The sequence below is a fragment of the Hyella patelloides LEGE 07179 genome, assembly GCF_900659865.1.
Taxonomy (GTDB): Bacteria; Cyanobacteriota; Cyanobacteriia; order Cyanobacteriales; family Xenococcaceae; genus Hyella; species Hyella patelloides.
Genome location: NZ_LR213852.1, coordinates 1 through 25,247, shown reverse-complemented (window position 1 = coordinate 25,247; position 25,247 = coordinate 1). Strand labels below are relative to the sequence as shown.

21 protein-coding genes are annotated in these 25,247 nt (G+C 35.4%); 19 read left to right on the top strand and 2 right to left on the bottom strand.

What is annotated here, in order from left to right; translation table 11 throughout:
* Positions 1-197 precede the first annotated feature (197 nt).
* Positions 198-1,154 (top strand): hypothetical protein, encoded by a 957-nt coding sequence (locus H1P_RS14910; protein WP_144868481.1) that lies wholly within the window; start codon positions 198-200, stop codon positions 1,152-1,154.
* Positions 1,155-1,174: 20 nt separating this feature from the next.
* On the opposite strand, the gene H1P_RS14905 is transcribed toward H1P_RS14910, so the two are convergent.
* Positions 1,175-1,738, bottom strand: a complete 564-nt coding sequence (locus H1P_RS14905) for a Uma2 family endonuclease (protein ID WP_144868479.1) — start codon at positions 1,736-1,738, stop codon at positions 1,175-1,177.
* 393 nt (positions 1,739-2,131) lie between these two features.
* Between H1P_RS14905 and H1P_RS14900 the strand changes: the two genes are divergently transcribed.
* The 15 genes from H1P_RS14900 (at position 2,132) to H1P_RS14830 (ending at position 21,737) form a co-directional block, all read left to right on the top strand.
* Positions 2,132-3,604 (top strand): efflux RND transporter periplasmic adaptor subunit, encoded by a 1,473-nt coding sequence (locus tag H1P_RS14900; RefSeq protein ID WP_144868477.1) that lies wholly within the window; start codon positions 2,132-2,134, stop codon positions 3,602-3,604.
* A 669-nt stretch (positions 3,605-4,273) separates the two neighbouring features.
* Positions 4,274-5,167 carry a WecB/TagA/CpsF family glycosyltransferase gene (locus tag H1P_RS14895; protein ID WP_144868475.1) on the top strand — a complete coding sequence of 298 codons (894 nt, stop codon included), beginning with the start codon at positions 4,274-4,276 and terminating at the stop codon, positions 5,165-5,167.
* A gap of 46 nt (positions 5,168-5,213) precedes the next feature.
* Positions 5,214-6,161, top strand: coding sequence for a glycosyltransferase family 2 protein (locus H1P_RS14890; RefSeq protein WP_144868473.1), 948 nt, complete (start codon positions 5,214-5,216; stop codon positions 6,159-6,161).
* Positions 6,162-6,182: 21 nt separating this feature from the next.
* Entirely contained in the window at positions 6,183-7,703 is a 1,521-nt protein-coding gene (locus H1P_RS14885) for a lipopolysaccharide biosynthesis protein (protein WP_144868471.1), read from the top strand.
* Between the two features lie 50 nt (positions 7,704-7,753).
* Positions 7,754-8,356, top strand: coding sequence for an acyltransferase (locus H1P_RS14880; RefSeq protein WP_144868469.1), 603 nt, complete (start codon positions 7,754-7,756; stop codon positions 8,354-8,356).
* A 14-nt stretch (positions 8,357-8,370) separates the two neighbouring features.
* Entirely contained in the window at positions 8,371-9,216 is an 846-nt protein-coding gene (locus H1P_RS14875; protein WP_144868467.1) for a sulfotransferase family protein, read from the top strand.
* A gap of 53 nt (positions 9,217-9,269) precedes the next feature.
* A complete protein-coding gene (locus H1P_RS14870) occupies positions 9,270-10,169 on the top strand; it encodes a glycosyltransferase family 2 protein (RefSeq protein ID WP_144868465.1) in 900 nt (299 codons plus the stop codon).
* A gap of 54 nt (positions 10,170-10,223) precedes the next feature.
* A complete protein-coding gene (locus H1P_RS14865; protein ID WP_144868463.1) occupies positions 10,224-11,273 on the top strand; it encodes an agl cluster protein AglQ in 1,050 nt (349 codons plus the stop codon).
* A gap of 66 nt (positions 11,274-11,339) precedes the next feature.
* On the top strand, positions 11,340-12,239 hold the full coding sequence (locus tag H1P_RS14860; protein ID WP_144868461.1) for a glycosyltransferase family 2 protein: 900 nt from the start codon (positions 11,340-11,342) through the stop codon (positions 12,237-12,239).
* A 52-nt stretch (positions 12,240-12,291) separates the two neighbouring features.
* Complete coding sequence (locus tag H1P_RS14855) at positions 12,292-13,236, top strand: glycosyltransferase family 2 protein (RefSeq protein WP_144868459.1); 945 nt, start codon at positions 12,292-12,294, stop codon at positions 13,234-13,236.
* Positions 13,237-13,249: 13 nt separating this feature from the next.
* Positions 13,250-14,572 (top strand): O-antigen ligase family protein, encoded by a 1,323-nt coding sequence (locus H1P_RS14850; RefSeq protein WP_144868457.1) that lies wholly within the window; start codon positions 13,250-13,252, stop codon positions 14,570-14,572.
* 82 nt (positions 14,573-14,654) lie between these two features.
* Positions 14,655-15,488: a sulfotransferase gene (locus H1P_RS14845; protein WP_144868455.1), complete on the top strand. Its 834-nt coding sequence runs from the start codon at positions 14,655-14,657 to the stop codon at positions 15,486-15,488.
* A 43-nt stretch (positions 15,489-15,531) separates the two neighbouring features.
* Positions 15,532-17,700, top strand: a complete 2,169-nt coding sequence (locus tag H1P_RS14840) for a GumC family protein (RefSeq protein WP_144868453.1) — start codon at positions 15,532-15,534, stop codon at positions 17,698-17,700.
* Positions 17,701-17,716: 16 nt separating this feature from the next.
* Positions 17,717-19,138, top strand: coding sequence for a GH39 family glycosyl hydrolase (locus H1P_RS14835; protein ID WP_144868451.1), 1,422 nt, complete (start codon positions 17,717-17,719; stop codon positions 19,136-19,138).
* Between the two features lie 625 nt (positions 19,139-19,763).
* A complete protein-coding gene (locus H1P_RS14830) occupies positions 19,764-21,737 on the top strand; it encodes an FG-GAP-like repeat-containing protein (protein WP_144868449.1) in 1,974 nt (657 codons plus the stop codon).
* Positions 21,738-22,342: 605 nt separating this feature from the next.
* On the opposite strand, the gene H1P_RS14825 is transcribed toward H1P_RS14830, so the two are convergent.
* Entirely contained in the window at positions 22,343-22,837 is a 495-nt protein-coding gene (locus tag H1P_RS14825; protein WP_186375973.1) for a hypothetical protein, read from the bottom strand.
* Between the two features lie 173 nt (positions 22,838-23,010).
* On the opposite strand from H1P_RS14825, the gene H1P_RS14820 reads away from it, so the two are divergent.
* The 3 genes from H1P_RS14820 (at position 23,011) to H1P_RS14810 (ending at position 25,131) form a co-directional block, all read left to right on the top strand.
* Positions 23,011-24,150: an NAD(P)-dependent alcohol dehydrogenase gene (locus tag H1P_RS14820; RefSeq protein WP_222427065.1), complete on the top strand. Its 1,140-nt coding sequence runs from the start codon at positions 23,011-23,013 to the stop codon at positions 24,148-24,150.
* Between the two features lie 379 nt (positions 24,151-24,529).
* Positions 24,530-24,901, top strand: a complete 372-nt coding sequence (locus H1P_RS14815; RefSeq protein ID WP_144868447.1) for a hypothetical protein — start codon at positions 24,530-24,532, stop codon at positions 24,899-24,901.
* 17 nt (positions 24,902-24,918) lie between these two features.
* Positions 24,919-25,131, top strand: a complete 213-nt coding sequence (locus tag H1P_RS14810; RefSeq protein WP_144868445.1) for a hypothetical protein — start codon at positions 24,919-24,921, stop codon at positions 25,129-25,131.
* Positions 25,132-25,247 lie beyond the last annotated feature (116 nt).

The following is a 25,247-nucleotide window of genomic DNA, read 5'->3' as shown; positions in this document are numbered from 1 at the left end:
AGATTAAGCAGGGATGCTGAGGAAGGGTTTAACAATAGTAGGTAAGATTTAAAATAGATTTTGATATCAGTGTTCCTAGTCCTTGTCTCTGATATTCTGGTTCAACAACCATATAATAAATCTGGAACTTATCGGAATTTTTCCGAGCTTTTTTAGAAAGTAATCTTTTTTATTCTAAAGGATCGCAAATCCTTTTTATGGATACAGAAATAAAGAAAATTCTTTTAAAGAGATTTGATGAAATAGCCAAGTCAGAACTGGAATTAAATTTAGATTCATTGAACAAAGGAAATTTAATAGAACAACAAAATCCTTTCCCTTTCCCTCATGCCGATTCGGAAATTTATTATCGAAAAATGTATGTTGGATTAAAGTCAGGAGTTCATTCCTCAGAATGTAGTGGTAATAATTTAAAGCCTAATTTTGAAAAGGTTTGGGATGCTCCGATTTTTGATATAACAGCTTCAAACTCATATACAACATTAGCCTTAGCAACTGGATCTGAAGGTTTATTTCAACTCAAAGTTCATCCTCAAAAAGATAATGAGCAAAAAGAAACTCCAAAAAATATAAGTAATGAACACTGCACATATTGTGATTGGTCGTACTTTAATATTTATGCAACATCTTATACATCCTCTTCTTTTTTTGCTGCTTTCAAGAAGAATAAAGATCCAAAAAATTCTAAGAAAAAAATAAGGGAATTTGACAAGATAATTACAGAACAAGAAATTTTTAAGGAATCTAATAACGAATCAGGTTTTTCATGGGGAATACATGACAAAATATATACATATCGAGATGATGGAACAATAAAAGCAATAAGGTATTCTTCAAAAAGAGATGGTTCTCCTAAATTTACTCCGATAGGAACTTTAAATCTTGATAAAGATTATGGAAAAATAATATCAGCTAAAGCAGCATCTTTTGGTACAGTTGTAGAATTTGAAGAATCTATTGTTGTAGTAAGCAGTAATGAAGAAGTTTTTTCTATTCCAGGAGAGCCTGTAAATTGGCGAATCTTTTTAAACTCTAAAAATTATACTAATCAGTTGCACATTATCTATGAGGATAGATTAGAAATATATTCTTTTTATAACGACTATTTCGTCGATCAAAAAACAAAAGTATCTGGAATTAATATGATTGATTAATCAGTGTCAAAATTAATACACTATTCCAATAACCAACCAAATAAATTCCCTAAAGTTAACTGAAAAGACTTGGCAAAATCGGGGACTGGTAAAACATCATTAGCATCTTCAAAAAATGCGGGTTGTTGCTTAGGGTAATAGGCAAAAATAGACTGCTCGCTAGGATCGATAAGCCATCCTAATTGTGTACCATTATCCAAACAGTGAAGAATATTCTTAGTAACTCTAGTATGACTTTGGTCAGGGGATAAAATTTCTATTGTCCAATCTGGTGCAGCTTGAAAAGAATCTGCTATTGCACCATCATCATCACGAGGAATTCTATCCCAAGTAAATACAGTTACATCAGGTACAGTCGAACGTCCGCCAAAAGTACATCTTAATTCAGGAAAAGCACGAGCAATTTTTTGTGGCTTGAGAGAACTATTAAGAGAGATAATTAGTTCAGCTTGAATTGTGCTGTGTTTTCCTTTTGGCATAGGTTTTTGAATAATTTTTCCGTCAATGTATTCACTGGCAGGTTTAGTTTCTGGCATTGCAAGAAACTCTTCTAAGGTAATGGGTTTTGAGGGTGTTGTAACCATAGTTAGATTTAGAAGTTGAATTTAGATGCAAAATGCCTCAATGCTTAGTTGTATTCTAATGCAGATGTCTATATATTTTTAATTCAAATATCCAAACTTTAACCCTCGCAACTTCCTCATATTTAACATCTATTCTGAGAATAAAGACCACACTAGAAAAAGTTAGCGAGGTGTCCAACGGGCGATCGCAAAAATCCAGAAATAGTTACAGAATCTAGTTCTAAAAACAGTTTTTTGGACGGTGATAGCCCTTATTTTGGGGAATCTTTTACTTACAGGTTGTCTATACTAATAAATTTAATCTTGAAGTGAAAAGTTGTTACTATCGTGAAATAACCTCGAACTACTTACTAGTACAAGCGACTCACCTTGTTTATATAGTTTTACTGAGCAATGATCGATAAACCATCAGAAACAGTTCAATGGACTCAGGATCAAGAAGCCAAGGAATCAGAATCCATCCCTCCAGTAAAAAAACAACAGAAAAGAAAGTATTTTCCTCGACAGTTACCTTATATTCTGGGAGGATTGGGTTTACTGACAATGCTAATCTTGGCGTTTCGTCCCTCACCAATTACTGTGGATGTAGCAGAAGTTAAACGGGGTGATGTGAGTGTCACTGTAGATGAAGAAGGAGAAACCCGTATCCGCAAACGTTACAATGTTTCTGCTTCTGTAGAAGGAAGACTAAGGAGAATTAATTTAGATGAAGGCGATCGCGTTACTCAAGGAGACATCATTGCTCAAATCGATCCTTTACCCCTAGAATCCGATATACAGGAAGCTCAAGCCCGATTGCGCCAATGGGAAGCTGAAAAAGCAGGAGTAGAAACCCAGCGTCCTAAACGAGAAGCCATAGCTCAAGCCGAAGCTAGAATTAGAGCAGCAGAAGCTAAACAAAAAGAAGCAGTTGCTAAGGTAGAGCGAGCCAGAGCAGATTTAGAACAAGCACGACGCGATCGCCAGCGCAACCAACAGCTACACGCAGATGGGGTAATTTCTCGTCAAGAAAAAGAACGAGCCGAGTTGGACGAAACTATTAAAATTAGGGCTTTAGAAGCCGAACAAAGAGTCGCTGAAAGTTCTGTTGCCGAAGTTAAGGCTGCTCAAGAAGCCCTTTCGATTCTCCGTGCTGAACAACAAGACCCAGATTATCTACTAGATGTGTATGATGCTCGTATTGCTAGCATTAAAGCAGAACTGGCAAAACTAACTGATGATGCTAATCATACCAATATTAGATCGCCAATTGATGGCTATGTATTAAGAGTTAATTTGGAAAGTGCCAAGTATGTAGAAGCAGGAACTCAACTGCTAGAATTAGGGAATCCTCAAGATTTAGAAATCGTAGTTGATTTACTGTCTTCTGATGCCGTGAAAGTCAAACCTGATGCAATGATGTTTCTCGAACAATGGGGCGGACAATCAACTCTTAAGGCAAAGGTGCGTTACGTAGAACCCTCTGCTTTTACTAAAGTTTCAGCTTTGGGAGTGGAAGAACAACGAGTCAATGTCATTGCCGATTTTGTCGATCTTGAGATACCTTTAGACTCAGCGCAAAGCGGATTTCTCCAAGATCGCTATCGAGTGGAAACAAAAACCGTGGTTTGGTCGGGAGAAGATGTTATGCTGATTCCTCTGAGTGCTTTATTTCGCTGTGAACCTGGAAATAATCGCGTCTTATCTAATGATTGGTGTACTTTTGTCGTGGAAAACAATCAAGCTCAAAAACGTCAAATAAAAGTAAGTCAACGTAGTAATTTTGAGGCAGTAATTGAAAAAGGATTACAAGAAGAAGAAAAAGTGATTCTTCATCCCACCGAACAGATTAGATCGGGGACAAAAGTTAAATTTTCCACACAGTAAACTGATAGGTGCATTGGGCTAGTTAAAATGTTTTATACAATGGCTAAAAGCCTCGTTAAATAAAGATTTTAAGCCTAAATGGTATATGAGATCGAGAATAAATTGAAGGGTTTGCTCTTGGGGTCGTCGCCTGTGGTTTCTGAGGGTGTAATTTGAGCGTGAGATTCGCAAATCGCGCTGTTGTGGGTTTCCCGCAAATGTTGACCACCCGAAAAGGCGTTTATGAACCCCGTTGCTCAGTTTAAGTCGCCCGCCTCACGGATAAATCTCGGAGGCTTCACTTTAAGAGTTTTCTCGGACAACCAAGGTGGTTTTACGGAAATGTCAACAAAACCTGACTTTGATGGTCATCATACTTAAGTGATAGTGAGATAAAAAAGAATATTTACTTGATTTTTGCTTACGTAATCCTACATAAAATATTTACAAAAAATATACATTTTATGTACAAAAAGACATACTTTACATTATCTTCATTTTAAAATCGCTTTTTTATAAAGATAATATAAAGTTTTTAAGGGCTTAGATTCTCTATTACGAAAAAAAAACAAATTTTATGTAAAGTAAGTGATTGTGATTTACATTTTTTTCACTTAATATACTTAAAAGTTACATTTATCAAGAAATAATCAAGCTTCTATCTTGAGTTGAGTTCTAGGAAACAATTCTGTGATTAATAATCTATATTTTCTTCCAAATTCAAGAAATGTAATGCATAAACGTACAGAGCTAAACATATCTTCAGTTTATTTTTTTAATAGACGAGTTGATTTAGTCACAATAGATACAGTTATTAAAGCAATTTTTAAAAGTTGTAGACAAAAAGTCAAAATTGTTATTTCCAACTACAACGTTCACGCTTTTAATCTGTCCATGTCATTACCCCTATTTTTGGCGTTTCATCAGTACGCCGATATTACAGTTTGCGATGGCATGGGAATTTTGAAGGCTTTAGAGTTTATGGGGACAAAGATAGACTCTAAATACAAAGTATCTCTAACCTCAATGATTCCAAGGCTATTAAATAAATGTGAGCGAGAGAGCTTATCAGTATTTTTGTTGGGTTCAAAACCACAAAATTTAAACAAAGCTATTGAAAAGCAAAAAGCGAAACATCCAAATTTATTATTGGCTGGACATCATGGCTACTTTGACTACAAAGATTTGAATGAAAATCAAATTATAATTGACAAAATCAATAAATTTAAGCCTGATATCTTAATTGTCGGGATGGGAATGCCACTACAAGAATTATGGATTCAAAACAATTATGACAATTTAGAAACTCTAGTGATTATTCCTTGTGGTGCAGTTATCGATCGGCTAGCAGGGTTAGTACCGACTCCTCCAAGATTGATATCTAACGCAGGTTTAGAGTGGTTGTACCGTTTAATTAGAGAACCTAAACGTTTAGCAACGAGATATTTGTTAGGTAATCCCCTTTTCTTATTCTATATTTTTTGGGCTAAGTATCACGATAATTCGATTTATTTGGTAGAAAATGAAAATGTTCAAGACATTAACATTACTACAAATGAGATCTTAAGTTTAGAAAATAGCTAAATAAGCAAAATTACACATCCTAGAATATTTAATTGAGTAGTGTTATATGTCTATTCCAAAAATAAGTGTTGTAGTACCTGCCTATAATGTTGAAAAATACATAGAAGCTGCTTTACTTTCATTAGAAAGTCAATCATTTAAAAATTTTGAGGCATTGGTAGTTGATGACGGTTCAATTGATAAGACTCCTGAAATAGTTGAATCTTTCTGCGCTAAAGATTCTCGATTCAAATTATTACGGAAACCAAATGGAGGTCTTTCATCTGCTCGTAACTATGGCATTCGCCATGCTCGTGGTGAATATATCGCTTTGCTCGATGGAGATGATGTTTATAACTCCGAGAAATTGGCTAATCACTTTGCTTGGCTGATATCTTCACCGCAGATAGGCGTTGTTTACAGTGCTTCGCAGGCAATTCGTGATGATGGTACTCCTACTTTTATGCGCTTAAGTGGTAAACCAATCAAACGAAATCCTCTTGCAGCCTTACTTTGTAAAAACTTTATTGGTCATGGTTCTAATGCAGTGTTTCGTCGCTGCATTTTTGATGAGATAGGAGAATTTGATGAAACTTTAAGGAGTTGCGAGGACGTTGATTATTGGTTGAGAATCGCAGCTACCAGAAAATGGCGTTTTCATCGAGAGCCAAGTGTTCAATGTTTTTATCGAGTTCGTCCTTCTGGGCTTTCATTTAATGTGCAAGAAATGAAAAGTAACCAGTTACGAGTAATTATTGCTGCTTGTAAACGTAATCCAGAATTAACAAATCATTTATTACCAACTGCTTATGCTTATATGAATCGGTATTTAGCCCGATTATGTTTGACTTCTGGTGATACAGATTCAGCAAAAAACTATATTAATCGAGCATGGCACTGCGATCACACAATTTTTCTTCAAGATCCGCGATCGCTTTTGACTCTAATTTCTGTGCGTTTAGCACCCCTATCTCAATCGGTAATTGGGCGAACACTCGGTTTAGTGAAGTCGTGATTAGTAATTAAAGTAATTCAAGTGGCAAAATCTACCCAACATAAATTATCTAATCTAAATACAGAAGAGTTTTTTAGTACTCAATACCTCAAAAACGATTTAAAAAGGCGTTCTGTTCGAGGCGGTGCGATTACGATTGCAGCACAGGCAATCAAGTTTATCTTGAGAATGGGTTCTACCGTAGTTTTGGCACGTTTGCTATCACCTGAAGATTACGGCTTAATTGGCATGGCAACTGTAATTATTGGCTTCGTTCAGTTGTTTAAAGACTTGGGATTATCAGCAGCAACGGTTCAAAAAGCAGAGATTAATCATCAGCAGGTTAGCACTCTATTTTGGATTAACTTAGCAGTAAGCTGTGTCATTACATTGGTAGTAGTGGCATTAGCTCCTATGGTTGCCTGGTTTTATGATGAGCCACTTTTGAGGGGAATTACCCTAGCTTTAGCGATTACCTTTGTTTTTGGTGGTTTAACCGTTCAGCATCAAGCACTGCTACAAAGACAAATGCGCTTCACTAATCTTGCCAAAATTGAAATTGTTTCTATGTTGGTCGGAGTAATGACTGCAATTGTTTCTGCCTGGTATGGACTGGGTTATTGGGCATTAGTTCTAATGCAAATAGCAACAACTATTACTAATGCTCTGGGGGTTTGGATTGCCTGTAGTTGGCGACCTGGATTACCTAGAAAAGATTCGGCGATTCAATCGATGCTCGCTTTCGGTGGAAATTTAACTGGTTTTCGCTTAGTAAATTATTTTTCTCGCAATCTAGATAATATGCTTATTGGTCGTTACTGGGGTTCTCAGCAGTTAGGACTTTATGCCAAAGCCTATCAGCTAGTTCTGTTACCAATACAGCAGATCAATAGTCCTGTTAACAAAGTTGCTCTCCCAGTTTTAAGCAGTTTAAAGTCAGAGCCAGAAAAATACCGTAGATATTATTACAAAGCAATTTTGCTAATTACCACCTTGGGAATGCCAGTTGTGGGATTTATGTTTGCTTCTGCTGAGAAAGTCATTTTATTAACTTTAGGACAGCAGTGGATAGATGCAGTTCCTATTTTTCGATTCTTGATGCCAGCTGCTTTCATGGGTACATTTAATGTAGCTGGAGGATGGGTTTTTCAATCTTTGGGTCGTACCGACCGTCAGTTTCGTATGGGACTTGTTCTCACAGCAGTTGATGTAACTGTGTTTTTGATCGGGATACATTGGGGGGCAATAGGTGTAGCTGCTGCCTATGGTTTATCTCGACCCATAATTTGGATTCCCAGAATGATTTACTGCTACCAGGGAACACCTCTGAGATTTATAGAGTTAGCTAAAACACTCTCTCGACCGATGTTCGCCTCTATTGGCGCGTCGGCTTTGTTAATTATTATTGATCGCCTGGATTTAGTTCAAACTAATAACTTACTCAATTTATTACTAGATTGTTTGTTATACGGGCTGTTTTACATAGCACTTTGGATAATACTTCCCAATGGCAAAATAATTCTATTGGATATGTGGCAAACATTTAAACAGATAAAAAAATGAGAAAAAACTAGATTTATACTGTCTGCAAATCGTTAATTAAAACTAAAGTTATGGACACTAGCTATGTTAATCAAAAAATTAAATATAAATTAGCAAAATTGCTTTCTAAAACAATTTATTGGGCAAATTCCACAGTTATAAATGAAAAACATTTATGGCTTAAAAATCAACTCAAGCATTGTGGTAAAGGAGTACATTTTCATGGAAATATTAAAATTATACGCCCAGAAAACGTAGTACTAGAAGACAATGTGATTATTGGAGAAAATTCTTATTTAGATGGTCGTGGAGGCATAAATATTGGTCAGAATACCCACATTAGTCGCAATTTTGTGATCCATTCATCAAGTCATGATTACCATAGTTCACGTTTACCTTACGATGATACTTATGTTTTCAAACCAATAATAATTGGTCGTAATGTTTGGATTTGTACAAATGTCATATTGATTCCAGGAATTACGATTGAAGATGGAGCAATAATCGGCGCGGGAACAACAGTAACTAAATCAATTCCAAAACTAGCAATAGTAGGAAATCAACCAACTCGAATTATTAAATTTAGAGATTGCGAACATTACCAAAATCTAGATTCACAAAAAAGCTATGGGGGGATTTCTGGTAAAGAATTAAATAAAAAATCTTCTAACTAAACTTATAAAAAGTCATGAAAAACAATTCAATTAAAGCAAGAGTATTTTTAGTAGGATGTCCGCGCTCTGGTACAACTTTGCTACAAAGTATGTTGGCTGCACACCCAAAAATTATATCATTTCCTGAATCTAAATTTTTTCAAAGAGCGATTAACCCTGACTCTTTTCGTAGCAAATTTGGTTTAGTTTCCACAAGAGCAAGAGCTAACTTTAATCAATTTTTTGCTGATATTAATCGAAAAGAAATGCAGCAATTACTTCCCAATAAATCACCATTAATACATCAACATTCTCAAGCTTTTATCAAAGCTTTGGATCTGATCGCCATACAGCAAAATAAAAGCTGCTGGCTTGAAAAAACTCCCGCTCATTTGCATCGTATTAACTATATAGAAAAATTAGTAAATAACGCCAAATTTATCCATATTATCCGTAATGGAATAGATGTGGTTTCTTCTCTTTATTCTGTAAGTAGTCAATATCCAGAAATATGGAATGGAGCTTGGAATATAGATAAATGTATTCAGCGATGGCTTAATGATATACATATTTCTAATTTATATTCAGAACAGTATAACCACTCAATAGTAAAGTATGAAGCATTAATAGAAAATCCACAGTTAGAACTTGAGAAACTTTGTAAATTTATTGAGATCTATTTTGACAAGCAAATGATATGCGATCGCCATACTGTCACCAAAGATATTATTAGAAAGAATGAAGAATGGAAATCATCAGTTAGTAAAGAAATTCAAAATAGTAAACAGAAAAAATTTTATAATTTATTTGACGCCAACCAAAGAAAATATATCTTAAACAAGATATCAGTAACACCTAACAAATACAGAATAATACTTTAAATATAGTCTAAAAATAAATTTGATTCAAAAGAAATAAACTACAATGTAAAGCTATGAACAATAAAGATAATTCTTTTTTTGTCTCAGTAATTATCCCAGTTTTTAATGACTCTGAAAGGTTGAAAAAATGTCTATTAGCTCTAGAAAAGCAGATTTACCCTAAAAGTTTATTTGAAATCATAGTTGTCGATAATAATTCTTCCGAAAATATTGAAATTGTTACTTCTCAATTTTCGCAAGTAAGGTTAATAGTAGAAAAAAATCCAGGTTCTTATTCGGCACGAAATCGAGGAATAGCCTTAGCAAAAGGTCAAATACTAGCATTTATAGATTCAGACTGTTTACCAGTAGAACAATGGATTGCAAGTGGAGTAGAAGCTTTGAAGTCAGAAACAATAGATTTAGTTGGAGGAGATGTAGTATTTACCTTTTCGTCGTATAAGTCTTTTGCTGAGGTATATGACTCCGTAACTAATATGCAAATTGAGAATAATATAAAAAACAGAAAGGTAAGCAAAACCGCCAATTTATTTGTCAAGAAAAATGTGTTTGATGCAGTAGGACTATTTCCGAGTCACTTAAAATCGGGTGGAGATGTAATTTGGACTAAAAAAGCAACCAAGGCAAATTTTAACTTAGTATATTCTCCTGAAGCAAAAGTATTTCATCCAGCAAGAAAGCTGCTACCACTGCTAAAAAAACAGTATCGAGTTGGTAAGGGACAAGTTGAAATTTGGCTAGAGCAAAATGACTCCTCGTGGAAAATTTTCAGAAAAATAATTAATGGCATAAAACCACCTTCATTATCAATCATTTTTGATAAAAATATTGGAGATACAAAAACAGAACTAATTTTCATTTGGTTAACAGGATGGATATGTAATATCGCAACCAATACTGGAAGAATTAATAATCTCAATCAGCTTTTTAAGAAAAAACTACAAAACAGCTAAATTATGGTTAAGCTCTACGAAATAATTGTCAAAAGTGCTAACTCTGCATACGAGTTGTTAGATACTGAAGTAGGTAATATGCCTCCAGGGCATAATGGTTCTTATTATGATGAAGAAACCCCTGTTCGTAATACATCCCATTGGCTTATTACTTTTCTAAAAGCATATTCTATTTCCCAAGAAAAAAAGTTTTTGCATGGAGGGCAAAAAATGGCTAAATATTTATCTAGCCCTGAATCTCGTCCGATGCAAGCAACATTTTGGCATCGTAAAAATCCCAATAAAGATAGTTGTAATGGACTAATTGGACAAGCTTGGACAATTGAAAGCCTAATAATTGCATCACAAGAGTTAGAAATGCCAGAACTTTTAGACTTAGCTGAAAAAGTATTTCTGCTTCATCCTTTTGACGAACAAATTGGACTATGGCGGCGAGTTGGAGTAGATGGTTCTTACTTAAACTATGATATGACTTTTAATCATCAGCTATGGTTTGCAGCTATTGGCAGTATATTGGCTAAGTACGCTTCAGAAGAAGTTAAGCACAGAATAATGTGTTTTATGAGCAAAACGCCACAAAACTTTGCGGTATATTCTTCGGGAGTTATTCGGCATCTGCTTACATTAAATAAGTTTGAATGGAGAAAAAAACTAGAATATTCTCTCAATCGACCAATGTTTAATTTATCAAAAGTTTTGCAGAATAATCATCAACTAGCTTATAAAGCGATTGGTTATCAAAGTTTTAATTTATATGCCTTTGCTCTCCTCAAGCAAGTGTATCCAGATCACCATTTATGGGCGAACAAAACATTTAAAACAGCATTAGAATATTCTCAGTCTAAAAAATATTTTGATGACGTAGAAAATAATGATTATGGGTATCCTTATAATCCCACTGGTTTGGAGATGCCTTTTGTTATACAGGTTTTTTCACAAATTAATCAACTGATGCAAACAAAGTGGCTTTCTAAACAAATCAATTTATGTTACGACTTTGATAAAAATATGATGACAAAAAATACTAAAGATCCAGTTACGCTCTCTTCCCGTTTATATGAGGCAACTCGATTACCCAACTTAGATATAGAGATTGAATATTAAGAAATAAATTTTCAAAGTTCGATTACTATTTTGTATTGTTTAGTAGTAATAGCACGAATAAAACAAATGAAAAATACTCCATTAGTTTCCGTAATAATTCCTGTTTACAATGATGCGGAACGTTTGGAAAAGTGTTTAGCTGCACTCGAAGAGCAAACCTACCCTCAAAATTTATATGAAGTTATTGTAGTAGATAATGCCTCAGATAAAAGTATTGTCGAAATCGTCAATAGATACCAACAAGCATCTGCTACTTATGAAGCACAACCTGGTTCTTATGCTGCTAGAAATAGAGGAATTTCTGTTGCTAAAGGAGAGATTTTTGCTTTTACTGATTCAGATTGTATTCCAGATTTAAATTGGCTCGAACTAGGAATTAATACACTAATAAATACACCTAATTGCGGAATAGTTGGTGGAAAAGTAGAACTTTTCTATAAAGATTTAGAGCGTTTAAGTGCTGTTGAATTATATGAAAGTTATGGTGCTTTTACCCAACAACAAAACATCGAACAATTTCACTTTTGTGTTACTGCTAATTTATTCACATTCAAAAGCGTTTTTGATAAAGTAGGCACTTTTAATCAAAAACTTAAATCCAATGGGGATAGAGAATGGAGTCATCGTGTCCATAATAATGAGTATCAGCTATTTTATAATGAGCTAGTTATAGTTCACCATCCTGCAAGATTTTCTTTGAGGCAAATTTATCAAAAATGCTTGAGGACAGTAGGTGGTCAAGAAGAAATTAACCAAAAAAGTTACGATAGTAAACTTTTTAAAATAGACTTAGAACTTATCTTAGGTTTTTTACCGCCAATCAAGTATTATGCTCGTGTTTTTTCCGTTAAAAAGAAATACTCATTTATAGAAAAAATTAAAATTATTTTAGTTTTTTCTGTTTTAAAATATGCAGCACAAATAGAAAGATTAAAAGTAAGAATGGGAGGAGATTCTAAAAGATAGCGTATTTATTTGCTTAGTACTTAAAATTTAGTTTTATCAGGAGAAAAACATTTTGGATTTTCTTATTAGTATAGTAATTCCTACCCGAAATAGACCTCATTTGGTCAAAAGAGCCATAGAAAGTGCCATAGCACAAACTCTCAAAGAAATTGAAATTATTGTTGTTATTGATGGCTTAGATGTTGCCACTACTACAGAGCTAGAAAACATCAATGACTCCCGCTTAAGAATAATACAACTTCCCATAAGTAAAGGAGGCGCAGGGGCGCGTAACGCAGGGGTTGCAGAAGCAAAAGGAGAATGGATTGCTTTTCTTGATGATGATGATCAATGGCTACCCCAAAAGCTAGAGCGACAACTTGCAGCAGCAAAGCGTTCTCAATATAATTTACCGATTATTTCTTGCTCTCTCACTTCCCGTACGCCAAAAGGCGAATTCACCTATCCTCGAAGATTTCCCAAAGTAGATGAACCCTTGAGTGAATATCTCTTAGCACGTAATTCTTTCTCTTTCGGAGAAGGATTAATTCAAACCTCAACTATTTTTACTAAAAAAGAGCTACTCGATCGAGTTCCTTTTCAAGAGGGATTGGCAAAACATCAAGATTGGGATTGGTTGCTAAAAGCTAATACCTTGGCAGATGTGGGAATTGATTTTGTAGCTGAAACTTTAGCTATTTGGTACTGTTGGCAAGAGCGTCAAAGTACTAGTAGCACGAGTAACTGGCAACAATCTTTGGCTTGGATTCGTAAAAATCAAAATTTAGTTACTCCAAGAGCTTATTCGAGCTTTATTATGACTCAGGTAAGTCCCCAAGCAGCCAGAGAAAAACAATGGCAAGTGTTTTGGTTTTTGCTTCAAGAAGCCTTTGATTGCGGACAACCAAAGCCCATAGATTTAATCTTGTATTTCCTTATGTGGTTCATTCCCAGAAATTCACGACGTTCTCTTCGAGCGTTGTTCGACAAAAAAACACAACAAGTTCGTGGTGCATAAATACTAAAGACATATGCTTAAAGCGATTGACAAATCATTTAGGTTGAAACAAGAATATCTCAAATCAGCAAAATTATCATTTGCCGAGCGTGTTCTTTACTTAACAATTGTATTAACTCCTCTTTGGTGGTTATTAGGGATACAACCTTTATTTTATCCAGCAGTTGTTATGTGCTTGTTAGCTTTATCATTTGATTTTGACAAGCCGATTAGAGAACCTTTGCCGATTTGTGCCTGGGCATGGTTAGCGATGTCACTAGCTATGCTAGTAACGACATTAATTGGTCTTAGTAGCCTAGGTTTTGAACTAGTTAAAGTAGCCTCTAGTTTAGTCACTTTTTTCAAGGGTTACTTTTTGATTTTTGCCTGTTTAGCCCTTCCCTTTTGGAACAAAATCGACTCTCGCATAATTACAAGAGCAATTGCATGGATGGCAATAGGTTATTTAGTAGTAATTTGCTTTCAGCTTATTTTGCTGGTTGCAGGAATCGAAATTGGGGTATTTTATCCCCCTTTAGCTCGTTTGACACCAGGAAATAAACTGAGTTTGATGGTCAGATTTTCAGCAAGCCTCAAACCTTTCTTTGGGATTCTCTTGCCGAGGTCTTCACTGTATATGGGAGATCCTCCTATTCCTGGAATATGCGGTCTTTTGAGTTTCTTTATCTGCTTGAGCGAACCAAATTCTCGCTTGCGTAATCTGGCGTTAGCTGGTAGCTTGACTGCACTTATTATCAGTCAAAGTCGTTTAGCGTATGTTTGTTTTGTAATCTCTATTGTTACTAATGCTAGCTTTAAAAGTTTCATAATACGTCAAGTTTACCTCTGGTTTATTGCTTCTACAGCCTTGGTCTGTAGTTTGTGGGAATGGACTTTATCAGATCTAATTAGTAAACCACTAGAAATTTTTAACCAAGCTCGTCAAGCTTCATCAACAGATCGCGAATTTGTTGTGCGAAAGACTCTTGAAGCCTGGCAAGAATCTCCTTGGTTAGGATGGGGAATTTCTCAAGGCACAGCCAACTGGCATACTTACAAGATTCAACTGGGTTCTTTCTCCACCTATGCTGCTGTTCTTTATTTACACGGCATATTTGGCTTTATTTTTTTTATTGTTGCCCTAACTACAACTTTAGGAAGTTTCTGGAAATTTGCTGTTGAAGGTAATCAACTTTGCCAAAAAGCTATCTCCAGTCTGGTTGCTTTGTACATTTTTATTCAAGGTCTTCCCTTATCTTGGATATCAGTATATATCTGGTTTTTCTTTATTTGGTTAGGAGCAGTACTATCAGAGACACAAATAAATTATCAATCAAATTTCAAAAGAATATGGTAGTTATAAATAATTATTGAATATTTAAATCAGCCATATATATATATATATATATCAATATTTTCTATAAAATAAACTAAAATTAATGTTATTAAAACCAGACTTGCTGTTAAAAATAAAAAGATATTATTCTATAATTCGAGATATTGCTCTTAACTTAAATTTAATCCAAGGGCATTTAAAATACACCAAATTTATTATTCTTTGTCGCTCTAGAACAGGCTCGAATCTGTTATTAAATCAATTACAGTTTCATGAAAATGTCAGAATGTTTTATGAAGTATTTAGTCCAGATAATAGTCCTAAAGAATTTTGGGATTATATTAACCATGATATTCAGATCATAAGGGATTTAAAGAACAATAATCCCATTAAATTAATCGATGATTTTGTCTATAGAGAAATGCCATTAAATATCAGTGCAGTTGGATTTAAGCTCTTTTACTATCATGCTAGAAAAGGAAAACAACAAGAAATTTGGCAATATTTGGAGGATAGACAAGATATTAAAATTATCCATTTAGTTAGAAGAAACCTGCTTAAAGTTCATGTTTCTCAGCAAATGGCTTTAGCAACTAATTCTTGGTATCTAAAAAACGGCAAAAAACTAGATAGTAATACCATCATTGAACTTGACTATGAGCAAACTAGGCGAGCTTTTGAAGAAACAAAAAAATTAGAAGCAGAAAATGAGATTTTTTTAAAAAATCATCAAATACTGAAGATTTTTTATGAAGATATAGTCCAAAATAATGTGCTAGAAATGGAAAAAATTCAAAATTTTCTTGAGGTAAAACATACTCCTGTTTACATCTCAACTAAAAAACAATCAACAAAATCTCTACCAAAAAAAATTAAAAATTACTCAGAGCTGAAAACCAGTTTTCAAGGAAGTCCTTATGCTTCTTTTTTTGAATAATTATTGATATTAACTTAAGTTTACTTACAAGAAGAAATTAATCATGGATAAGCTTTATTTAAAAATAAATAGACATTGGAAACCGTTATTATTATTTAATTTACTTTTAACTATAATTACAATTTGCAAAATTAATCTTTCTCAAAAAACTTGGGATGCCAAAGCACAATTAATTTTGCCTAACACAAGTGGAAATTTAGATGCTGACCTGGGAACACTTGGCTCTTTAAAAAGCACTGGTATAAATTTTTCCAATACAATCGATCCACTTTTAGTCCAACAATCTATCCTAGTCAGCAATCCAGTATTGAAACAAGTTTTAGATTCTGACCCTGAAAAAGAGCTTTTCTCTAGTGTTTCATCCTATAAAAAACTGTTTGAAGTTTCTCTGGTCGAAAAATCCAATACTTTCAATTTAAATGTCAGTGCCTCCAATCCTGAATTGGCTCATCAAAGAACAGCTAAATGGATAGAAGCTTATCAAGAACGCCTTAATCAACTACGACAAGCTGATAACCAAAGTCGGCAACAATTCCAATCAAATCAAAAACAAGTTAAAGAAGCCAAACAAAATTTAGAGCAAGCAGAGCAAGAATTAGCTGAATTAAAGCAAAATTTACGATTGGTTAATAGTGACGAACAAATCAAAGGTATGGTTAAAGTAATGAGCGACCTTACCTCTTTACAGCAGCAAGCACAGGCACAAGCACAAGCAAATCGACAACAAATTACAACTATTTCTAAGCGATTATCTTTAACACCAACTCAGGCTATTCGCTCTTTAAGCCTGGGAGAAAATAAAGATTACCAGTTTGTCAGAAATAAGCTAATAGAGGTAGACACTACATTAAATCAGCTTCAAACCAACTTTACAAACCAAGAACCAAGAGTACAATCTTTACTTCAAGAGCGTGAAGAATTACAGCGTCGATTACAACAATACGTCGATGATGCAGCCGAAGAAATTCAAATAGATTCTACTGTAACTAGTGATAGTCGGGGACGAGCAAATTTAATTCAACAATTAGTTTTATTGGAAAGCGAAGCTGAAGCCAATCAAAAACAAGCAGACCAATTAAAGTCCCAGATTGAGCAAATGAGTATCAATCTCGAATCTATTCCTGGTGAACAAGCTCAGTTATTGAAGCTAGAAAGAAAGAGAAATATTGCCGAAGGTATATATCAAGGTTTAACGGCTCAAGTACAGCAGGTAGGTATCAACTCGTTTGATACTTATCCCAATGTCCAAGTAATAGACCCTCCAGAAGCCAAGTCTAAACCCTCTAGTCCAGATACAAAACTAATCATTTTTAGTTCCTTATTAGCTTCAGTTGTAGGTAGTACCGCATTATTACTTCTATTAGAAGGTCGAGATCCTTTGTTAAGTGCTAAAGACCTTCAATCTAAAAATTTCTCAATTATAGTTTCTATACCTAGATTTAAAAATTCTGATAATGCTTTAGATTTTCCGCCCTACATAGAAGTAGAATTTGAAAAATTAGCTTCCGCAATTATTTCTCAACCCAAATCTAAAAATCTCAATTCAGTATCAAAATTACAATCTTCTGGAGAAAAATTAGGATCGGCACAATTGGCATCAATAGATTCTCGATCCAAACAAAGTCATAGATTACTCATCACGAGTGCAGTAGCAGGAGAAGGAAAAACAACTGTAACCATAGGTCTTGCCAAAGCATTAGTCAACTTAGGATTTAAAGTTTTAATAGTAGATGGGGATTACTATAAAGGAGAATTAAGCCAACGCTTTGACTATAATCCCAACAGCCAGCAAGAAATTGAACAACCAATATCAGTAAAACCAAATTTGGATTTATTTATTATTAAACCTTTAGAAACTGAGAAAGCTGTAACTTTAATTTCTTGGGGACAATTTGAAGCAAGATTGGAAGCAGTAGAATCACAAGGCAATTATGACTATGTTTTAATTGATACTTCTCCTGTTAATCTTACCAGCGAAGCAGTTGTTATGACATCAGTAATATTGGATACATTATTTGTTATTCGTCCTGGAATAAGTAAACGTAATTCTGTTACTAGTAGTTTGGAGCAGCTTATTACGAATAATTCGCGAATTTTAGGTTTAGTCGTTAATGGAGTGCCAAAGAATACTGAAGAATATTCTTATCGCTCAAATTATCTTTCAACATCTGGCACTCGTATTCAAGAAACATTGGAAACGTTAAACAACTAATAAATAATACTCATAAATGTTGAAACGCAGGAAGTTTTTTCAAACGGTTGCAGCTAGTTTAGTTTCCAACACTGTTATCCAGAAAATTCGGCAAGTTAAAAGTTCTAGTTTGCTCAAAAGCTCAAATAATAATTTAGCAAATTCTATTTCGGAAGATCTAGAATCAATTAATGCTGAAATCATAGTTGATTGGTCTACTGTAATTGCTCAAACAACACCTTTGATTTTTAGCTCTAACGACTATGAAATTACTTCTCCCCAGAAAGCAGCAGATTCTATTTTTCAAAACCTACTAACTGAACTAGACATTCCTTTAATTCGAGTACATCATGCTTTACTTAGCGAAAGATGGACTGATTCAACCGCAAAAAGCTGGGATGAAGCTAAAATTCAAGCTTGTTACGATGCTTCGTATTTTCACAACCCAAAAATAGTACAAAATATTCCTCGCTGGCCAAGTTGGATGAAGCTTGATAGCAATAGTTTACTCGATTCTAGTGAATATGATAATTACGCTAATTTCTGCGGAGAATTAGTGAGAATTCTCAACCAAACTCAAAATCGACAAATTATCTACTGGGAGCCATTTAACGAACTAGATACGCGTTATAAGAATGCAGGACAGTTAAATGAATTATGGAAAATTTATAACAAAGTAACAGAGAGAATGAAAAATGTGGACCCTCAAATCAAGGTTGGTGGTCCAGTTTTAACTTGGGATGATTCTCAAACATTAAATCATTTTTTAGATAGCTGTAGTCAAAACGTAGATTTTATTTCCTGGCATCGCTACGCTAGCGGTAATGCTAACGCTCCTACAGATAAAATAATGTCTTTTACACCTAAATATGGGGATCAAACTCGTAGATTTCGTTCCATAGTAACAAGGCATATCCCAGAACGAAAAGTTCCTCTATTTCTCAGTGAATATAACATTAATTACTCATGGGATTCTGGTGAAACTAGACAAAATACTCATGTTGGTGCAGTTTGGTTTGCTTCTGTTTTCAAGCATCTCGCCGAAGCAGAAATAGACATGGCAGCCTCTTGGCATCTAAAAGATGGAATCTACGGTATGATTGACCCTCAAAATAACTTACGACCATCAGCAAGAATATTTGCTTTAGCAATTAAATATCTAACAGGAAATGTCATACAAAATGAAAGCGATCGCCCTTTCATCGAAGCTCTACCAGTTCAACAACAAACTGGAGATCGTTCTCTTCTACTAATCAATAAGTTGTCGGAATATGCCAATATAAATCTAACAGAAATGTATGGCTCTTTTCAAACAGGAGAAACTATAATACATTCCTTGGATGCTAATGGAATTGAAGTTTTCGATGCTGATGAACAAACAAACCTCAACACATTTACTTTAAGTCCTTATTCTATCTTATTATTAAGGTCTTCACAGCCTGTTTATTATAGCGATTAGGGTGTGTATTTAGTATTAAGTAGTTACACAAAATAAATTTCACAGTCTAGAGAGGGAATAGGGAACGCCTCAACAGGCAACAGATAATAAATACAGACATTTTCAGTGGCGCGTCCCCTGGCTTGGCTTCGCCAGGGGCTTCCGCCACTCTAGTACGAGTTAATATCAAAATGTGTAAACAATTTTGTTTATGTACTTAATCTCAATGACGATAATTTAGACTAGATTACTACTTTAACGATCGCTTCATCATAAGCGATCATTTTGTATTAGGAATACTTTAACTCAAAGAGCAATCGATCGGGCAAACAAAGTACAAAATTTCATTAGTCAATCTCAAGGGAAATTATTTTAAACTCAGAACAAAAATTATTTAGAATAACTAATCAGTCAACGCAATCTTACTGAAGGTTTTATTATAAAAGACATTGTAAATTAAGCGATCGCTATTTAGCAATGCTATATATCTAAGTAAATTTTAATTTCTAGTGAAATAAAGTTTCATCGAACATAATTTTCATTCTCTGCTCACCCCATCAGAAACAATCAACAAGATAATTGAGTCATAGATTGGGAAAGATTTTTATTTCACTGCAATTAAGGAATTAAAAGAGTTTAAGAAACCATGAGTGATTTTAACCAAGATGGCTTCCCCGATCTAATAGTAAGCGCACCAGGAGAAAGCCCTGGAGATGACCCCGATTCAGGAGTAATTTTTACCATTAACGGTTCAAGGGGTGATTTAGAAGGCGATCGCGATTTTGACCAAGAAAACCTCAATTTAGACAATAATGAGGAAGGAGATTCATTCGGGGCAGCTTTAGCTTTGGGGGATTTCGATAATGATGGCTTTGACGATCTTGTAGTGGGGACACCAGGAAAAAGCCCAGAAAATAACCCCGAATCAGGAGCAATCTTTACTTTGAGGGGTACAAGTAACGGTTTAGTAGCCGATGATGATTTCGATCAAGACAACCTCGATCTAGGAAGCAATGAAAATGGAGACTTATTTGGTGCAACTCTGGCAGTAGGGGATTTTAATAACGATAACTTTGATGATTTGGTAGTGGGTGCGCCTGGTGAAAGTACTGGAGTATTCGATCTTCGAGCAGGAAGAATTTTTACTCTTGAAGGTTCAAGTGATGGTTTAAGGGGCGATCGCGAGTTATCTCAAGACAGCCTCGATCTGGGAAACAATGAACTAGACGATAATTTTGGTGAAGCTCTAGCAGTCGGTGACTTTAATAACGATGGTTTTGATGATTTGGTAGTAGGCGCGCCAGGAGAAACCCCAGGAAACGATCCTAGATCGGGAGCAATCTTTACTCTCAATGGTTCAAGTGATGGTTTGGAAGGCGATAATGACTACGATCAAGAAAGCCTCAATCTAGGCACTAATGAAGAGGGAGACTCCTTTGGTGAAGCTCTGGCAGTGGGGGATTTTAATAATGATGGGTTTGATGATGTCGTAGTCGGTGCACCAGGAGAAAGCCCAGGAGATGACCCCCAATCGGGTGCAGTCTTTACTCTTAATGGTTCTAGTAATGGTTTGATAGGCGATCGCGATTTTGACCAAGAAAGTTTCAACTCAGGAAGAAATGAAGAGGGAGACTCTTTTGGTGAGGCTCTGGCAGTGGGTGATTTTAATAATGATGGATTTGATGATGTCGTAATCGGCGCACCAGGAGAAAGCCCAGGAGATGAACCCGATTCAGGTGCAATCTTTACTCTTAATGGTTCGAGTAATGGTTTAGTGACAGGAAATAGTTTTGACCAAGAAAGCCTCGGCTTGGGAACGAATGAATCAGGAGATTTATTTGGTGCTGCTTTAACTGTTGGTGACTTTAATGATGATGGCTTTGAGGATTTAGCAGTAGGCGCACCAGGAGAAAGCCCTGGAGATGATCCCGATTCAGGTGCAATTTATATTCTTAATGGTTCTAGCGATGGTTTAGTCGCAGGAAGTGATTTCGACCAAGAAAGTTTGGGTATCGGGACAAACGAATCAGGGGATGGGTTTGGTTCAGCTTTAATTAGTAGTCGCTCTGACGATGACGATAATGGACCAATAATAGAGCCACCTCCCTTACCAGAAGGTCAAATAGGACTATACCGTTTTCGCAATACTAACTTTGAAACGGGAAATTACTTATTTACAGGAAGACAAGAGCGAGACAATATTTTAAACGATCCGAATCTGAGTCGTACTTTTACCCTTGAAGGTGGTGGTAATCGCGCTTTTGTTGCTAGCACTCAACCAGATGACGATCTAATTGACATATATCGTTTACGTAGTGTTGATATTGAAGGTAATTATCTGTATGTCAGCAGGAGGGAATATGACAACATTTTTGATGATGATTCCGATCAACGCAATAAATGGATCGGAGAAGGTTTAGATACTGATGGGGAAGACATACCTGAATTTTATGTCTATGGTGCTGGAGCAAATCAGGGTGTTCAATTCAATCGTTTCCAAAACATAGAAACTAATAATTTTCTTTTTGCAAATCCTTCTGAAACCGAAGCGATCAATAACGATCCTAATTTATCAGCAATTTTTGTCGATCAAGGAGTGGCTTTTGAATCCTTAAGTTAATCGGAGTTAATTATCATCCTTTTTTTGGGATTTAGACTGAATAAATTCAAGGCAAGGTTATGCTTACTGCCATTTTTGTCGCTTAAACCATAACTTTGCTATTTGAAGCTCTGGAATAGACTTTTTTTAGCATTTAAAGATAATTTTAATTAAGAAATCCAGTATCAACTTGCCATGAGTCATATTGATTCAACAGTCAAGAATGAGAATTTAATAAAATCAAAAATTAAAATATCGGTGCGTTACGCTTACGCTAACAATACAATACTCTACCTAATCTGTAAGTTGTTTAATCGCGGAAGTGTTCCCATCTAAATTTGTCTTTGCTTCAGTTGAGCGATCGCTACAAGTCTAACAACTGAAGAAATTTAATCAAATAGTTATGGAATAAGCAACTGAAATTGAACCACTAGTTAAGAGGTTCGATAAAACTTTTGAGAACTTACCCCAAAACTATCTATCGCAAACATTAATTGAATTGGTTTTATTACAAAAGATCGCTGTTGAAGTAGATAGCATTAAAAGTAGGATAGCGGTCGCATTTATCCTCTTCAAATACAAGAAGTGTCTTGCGATTGCATGGTTTTCCTCTATTTCATAATCGGCTAATTGTGGGATTTTACTATATCTAATAGCTCTATGAGCTTTAAGCGTACTGATTCATGGGTGTATTCATCCTGTGGATGGGGAAGTTGTTCTGGTTGCTGAAAATAAGGACGTTCATCATACATCTCTCCCCACTTTTGATCGACTTGTCTCACAAATTCATACAGTAAATTTTGATTATCAATCAGCGCGGAAAGGATTTCTTTCAAAGCAATTAACGGTGAATTTGGATGTTGACTTACTCTAGAATCTGTTTGAACCCAAACGTATAAAACTGCTTGTAATGCACCTGATGAATCCGACAAGTTTTGCTTAATGAACATCTGGAGTTCTGCAATTGCTTGTGCTAGTTTGGGTACAGGAGATTCTCCTTTCAAAAAAGAACCGCCTTCCCTACCTATTGCTTCAGCTATTGAAAATTGCCGACCAGAGAGAATTTCTCGCTGTATAGCAAGATTCTGATCTTTATCGTTGTCATCTTTGTTGGATATCATAGTTCCTTCTCTCAATAGTTTTTATTAAAGAAAGCGTATAGCAAGCGAGCTAGTTGCTATGATTTAATATTAACGAAACGAGCTTCATATCAGGCGTGAATTATTTTCTTCGATCTCTAAAATTGAGTTAAGAAAGTTTTTCAGAGGAGAAATGAAGCAAAGAACGCGCTTTAATGAAATTAAATTCAGAGGCAATTATTCACCTGAAAAAACCTGAATTTTTCCCCTGGTATGCCTGGACAACAAGAAACAAAATACTAGCATTCACTACATTATTTAGTTGGGGTAGAAAAATGACAACATTTACAGCTTATGCAGCTTTACAACCGAAAGAAAAATTACAATTATGGGAATACGAACCCACTCCTTTAAAAGATGGTGAAATTGAGGTTAGGGTCACTCATAACGGTCTTTGCCACACTGATATTCACATGAGAGATAATGACTGGGGAGTCAGTGAGTTTCCTTTAGTAGCAGGTCATGAAGTCGTTGGTATAGTGACAGAAGTAGGAAAAGATGTCACCACATTTCAAAAGGGAGATCGCGTTGGTTTGGGATGGATTCGCAATTCCTGTCGCGTATGTTATCACTGCTTACAAGGAGAAGAAAATGTTTGTAAAAAGGGTTATACGGGTTTAATTGTGGGTAATCATGGTGGATTTGCCGATCTCGTGCGTTCTTCTGCTGATTTTGCCTATAAAATTCCCGATGCTTTAGATTCTGCTAGTACTGCTCCTCTATTGTGTGCGGGGATTACCGTTTATACTCCTTTACGCACCTATATTAAATATCCAGGAATGAAAGTGGGTATTGTGGGTATTGGTGGTTTAGGACATTTAGCAATCAAATTTGCTAGGGCGATGGGGGCGGAAGTTACAGTATTGTCTTCTTCTGTGGATAAAGCAACCGAAGCTAAAGAGTTTGGGGCGCACCACTTTTACCAATGGGGTACTGATAAAGCAGAAAAAGAATTAACTGGCTCTCTTGATTTACTCCTTTGCACTTCTTCGGCTGAGTTGGATTGGGATTTAGCTTTTAGTTTATTGGCTAATAACGGTGTTTTATGCTTTTTGGGTATTCCCGTTTCTAGTATTAATGTGCCTTTGATACCTTTAATTTTTGGACAAAAATCCGTAGTGGGTAGTGTGGTTGGTGGGCGCAGATTTATGCAGGAAATGTTAGATTTTGCTGCTATCAATCAGATTAAACCGATGCTCGAAACTATGCCTTTAAGTCAAGTAAATGAAGCAATGGATAAGGTTTCGGCGGGTAAAGCTCGTTATCGGATTGTTTTACTGTCTAATGAGACATGAACTATGAACTCAAAAACTCAAGTAGACAAAGCAAACGCGAAGTAGCTGTGTTTTAAGATTTATATGAGAGACGACCAAAAAAAGCGATCGCTATTATCTAAAAAAGTGATCGCTTGTTCTACTGAAGACGAAAATCTATTTTCATAAGCCAGTCTATTGCATAACAAAGTAATTATCTTCCTAATAACGATCGAACAAGTGATTAAAGTTATTAAAAAATCGCCCGATTGTGAAAACTAGATTAGCTGTTTATCTTCACAAGGCAAGTTAGTAGCCGTTATCGTAAATAGCGATCGCAAATTTACTCAACATTTAATATCTACACTTTGTTACTAAGAAAAACCCCAAAAAAACTATACAAACAGAGGAATTATTAACTATGGAACCTACTTCTTTAATTATTGCTGCATTAGTTGCTGGAGCAGCAAAAGCTGCTGGCGATCTAGCTCCAGATGCTTACAATGGCTTGAAGACTTTGATTAAACGTAAATTTGCTGGTGAGCCAAAAGCAGAAATGGTTTTGTCAGAACACGAAAACGATCCTGAAACCTATGAAGCTCCACTCAAAAAGAAATTAACTGAGGCTGGTGCTGATAAAGACGAAGAAATTATCAAGAAAGCTCAGGAATTACTAAAACAGTTAGACCCTAAAGAATCAGCATCAGGTAAATACAACATAGCGGTTCAGGGTGGAGTGAAAGGTGGTCAATTTGGCGATCGCAATACCCAAACAAATACCTTTAGCTCTTAGTTATTGGAGAACAACTGATGACTACGTATAATCCGAAAGTTGAAGGTGAAACAAAGGGTCTTGTAGTTGGTGAAAAAAACACTATCTACAACTACTATTATTACCGAGAAGAAGCCCAAGTAGATATTAGTAAGGCTGACAAATCTACTACCACCAAAAAATTACCTTGTCCCTATCGCGGTTTGTATCACTTTGAACCCAAAGATGCCAAACTTTTTTGGCGTTGGTAATTTAAGGTATGATTTTTCGGTAACGCGATCGCTAACTAAATAATCAACCATAGTTAAATGTCAATGCAATGCCCTGAATGTAAGTCTACTCATATAAACAAAAATGGCAAAAAGAA

Coding starts and splice junctions, on each gene's coding strand:
- H1P_RS14910 (WP_144868481.1), top strand. CDS start 198: ATGGATACAGAAATAAAGAAAATTCTTTTAAAGAGATTTGATGAAATA.
- H1P_RS14905 (WP_144868479.1), bottom strand. CDS start 1,738: ATGGTTACAACACCCTCAAAACCCATTACCTTAGAAGAGTTTCTTGCA.
- H1P_RS14900 (WP_144868477.1), top strand. CDS start 2,132: ATGATCGATAAACCATCAGAAACAGTTCAATGGACTCAGGATCAAGAA.
- H1P_RS14890 (WP_144868473.1), top strand. CDS start 5,214: ATGTCTATTCCAAAAATAAGTGTTGTAGTACCTGCCTATAATGTTGAA.
- H1P_RS14880 (WP_144868469.1), top strand. CDS start 7,754: ATGGACACTAGCTATGTTAATCAAAAAATTAAATATAAATTAGCAAAA.
- H1P_RS14875 (WP_144868467.1), top strand. CDS start 8,371: ATGAAAAACAATTCAATTAAAGCAAGAGTATTTTTAGTAGGATGTCCG.
- H1P_RS14870 (WP_144868465.1), top strand. CDS start 9,270: ATGAACAATAAAGATAATTCTTTTTTTGTCTCAGTAATTATCCCAGTT.
- H1P_RS14860 (WP_144868461.1), top strand. CDS start 11,340: ATGAAAAATACTCCATTAGTTTCCGTAATAATTCCTGTTTACAATGAT.
- H1P_RS14850 (WP_144868457.1), top strand. CDS start 13,250: ATGCTTAAAGCGATTGACAAATCATTTAGGTTGAAACAAGAATATCTC.
- H1P_RS14845 (WP_144868455.1), top strand. CDS start 14,655: ATGTTATTAAAACCAGACTTGCTGTTAAAAATAAAAAGATATTATTCT.
- H1P_RS14840 (WP_144868453.1), top strand. CDS start 15,532: ATGGATAAGCTTTATTTAAAAATAAATAGACATTGGAAACCGTTATTA.
- H1P_RS14835 (WP_144868451.1), top strand. CDS start 17,717: ATGTTGAAACGCAGGAAGTTTTTTCAAACGGTTGCAGCTAGTTTAGTT.
- H1P_RS14830 (WP_144868449.1), top strand. CDS start 19,764: ATGAGTGATTTTAACCAAGATGGCTTCCCCGATCTAATAGTAAGCGCA.
- H1P_RS14825 (WP_186375973.1), bottom strand. CDS start 22,837: ATGATATCCAACAAAGATGACAACGATAAAGATCAGAATCTTGCTATA.
- H1P_RS14820 (WP_222427065.1), top strand. CDS start 23,011: ATGAAATTAAATTCAGAGGCAATTATTCACCTGAAAAAACCTGAATTT.
- H1P_RS14815 (WP_144868447.1), top strand. CDS start 24,530: ATGGAACCTACTTCTTTAATTATTGCTGCATTAGTTGCTGGAGCAGCA.
- H1P_RS14810 (WP_144868445.1), top strand. CDS start 24,919: ATGACTACGTATAATCCGAAAGTTGAAGGTGAAACAAAGGGTCTTGTA.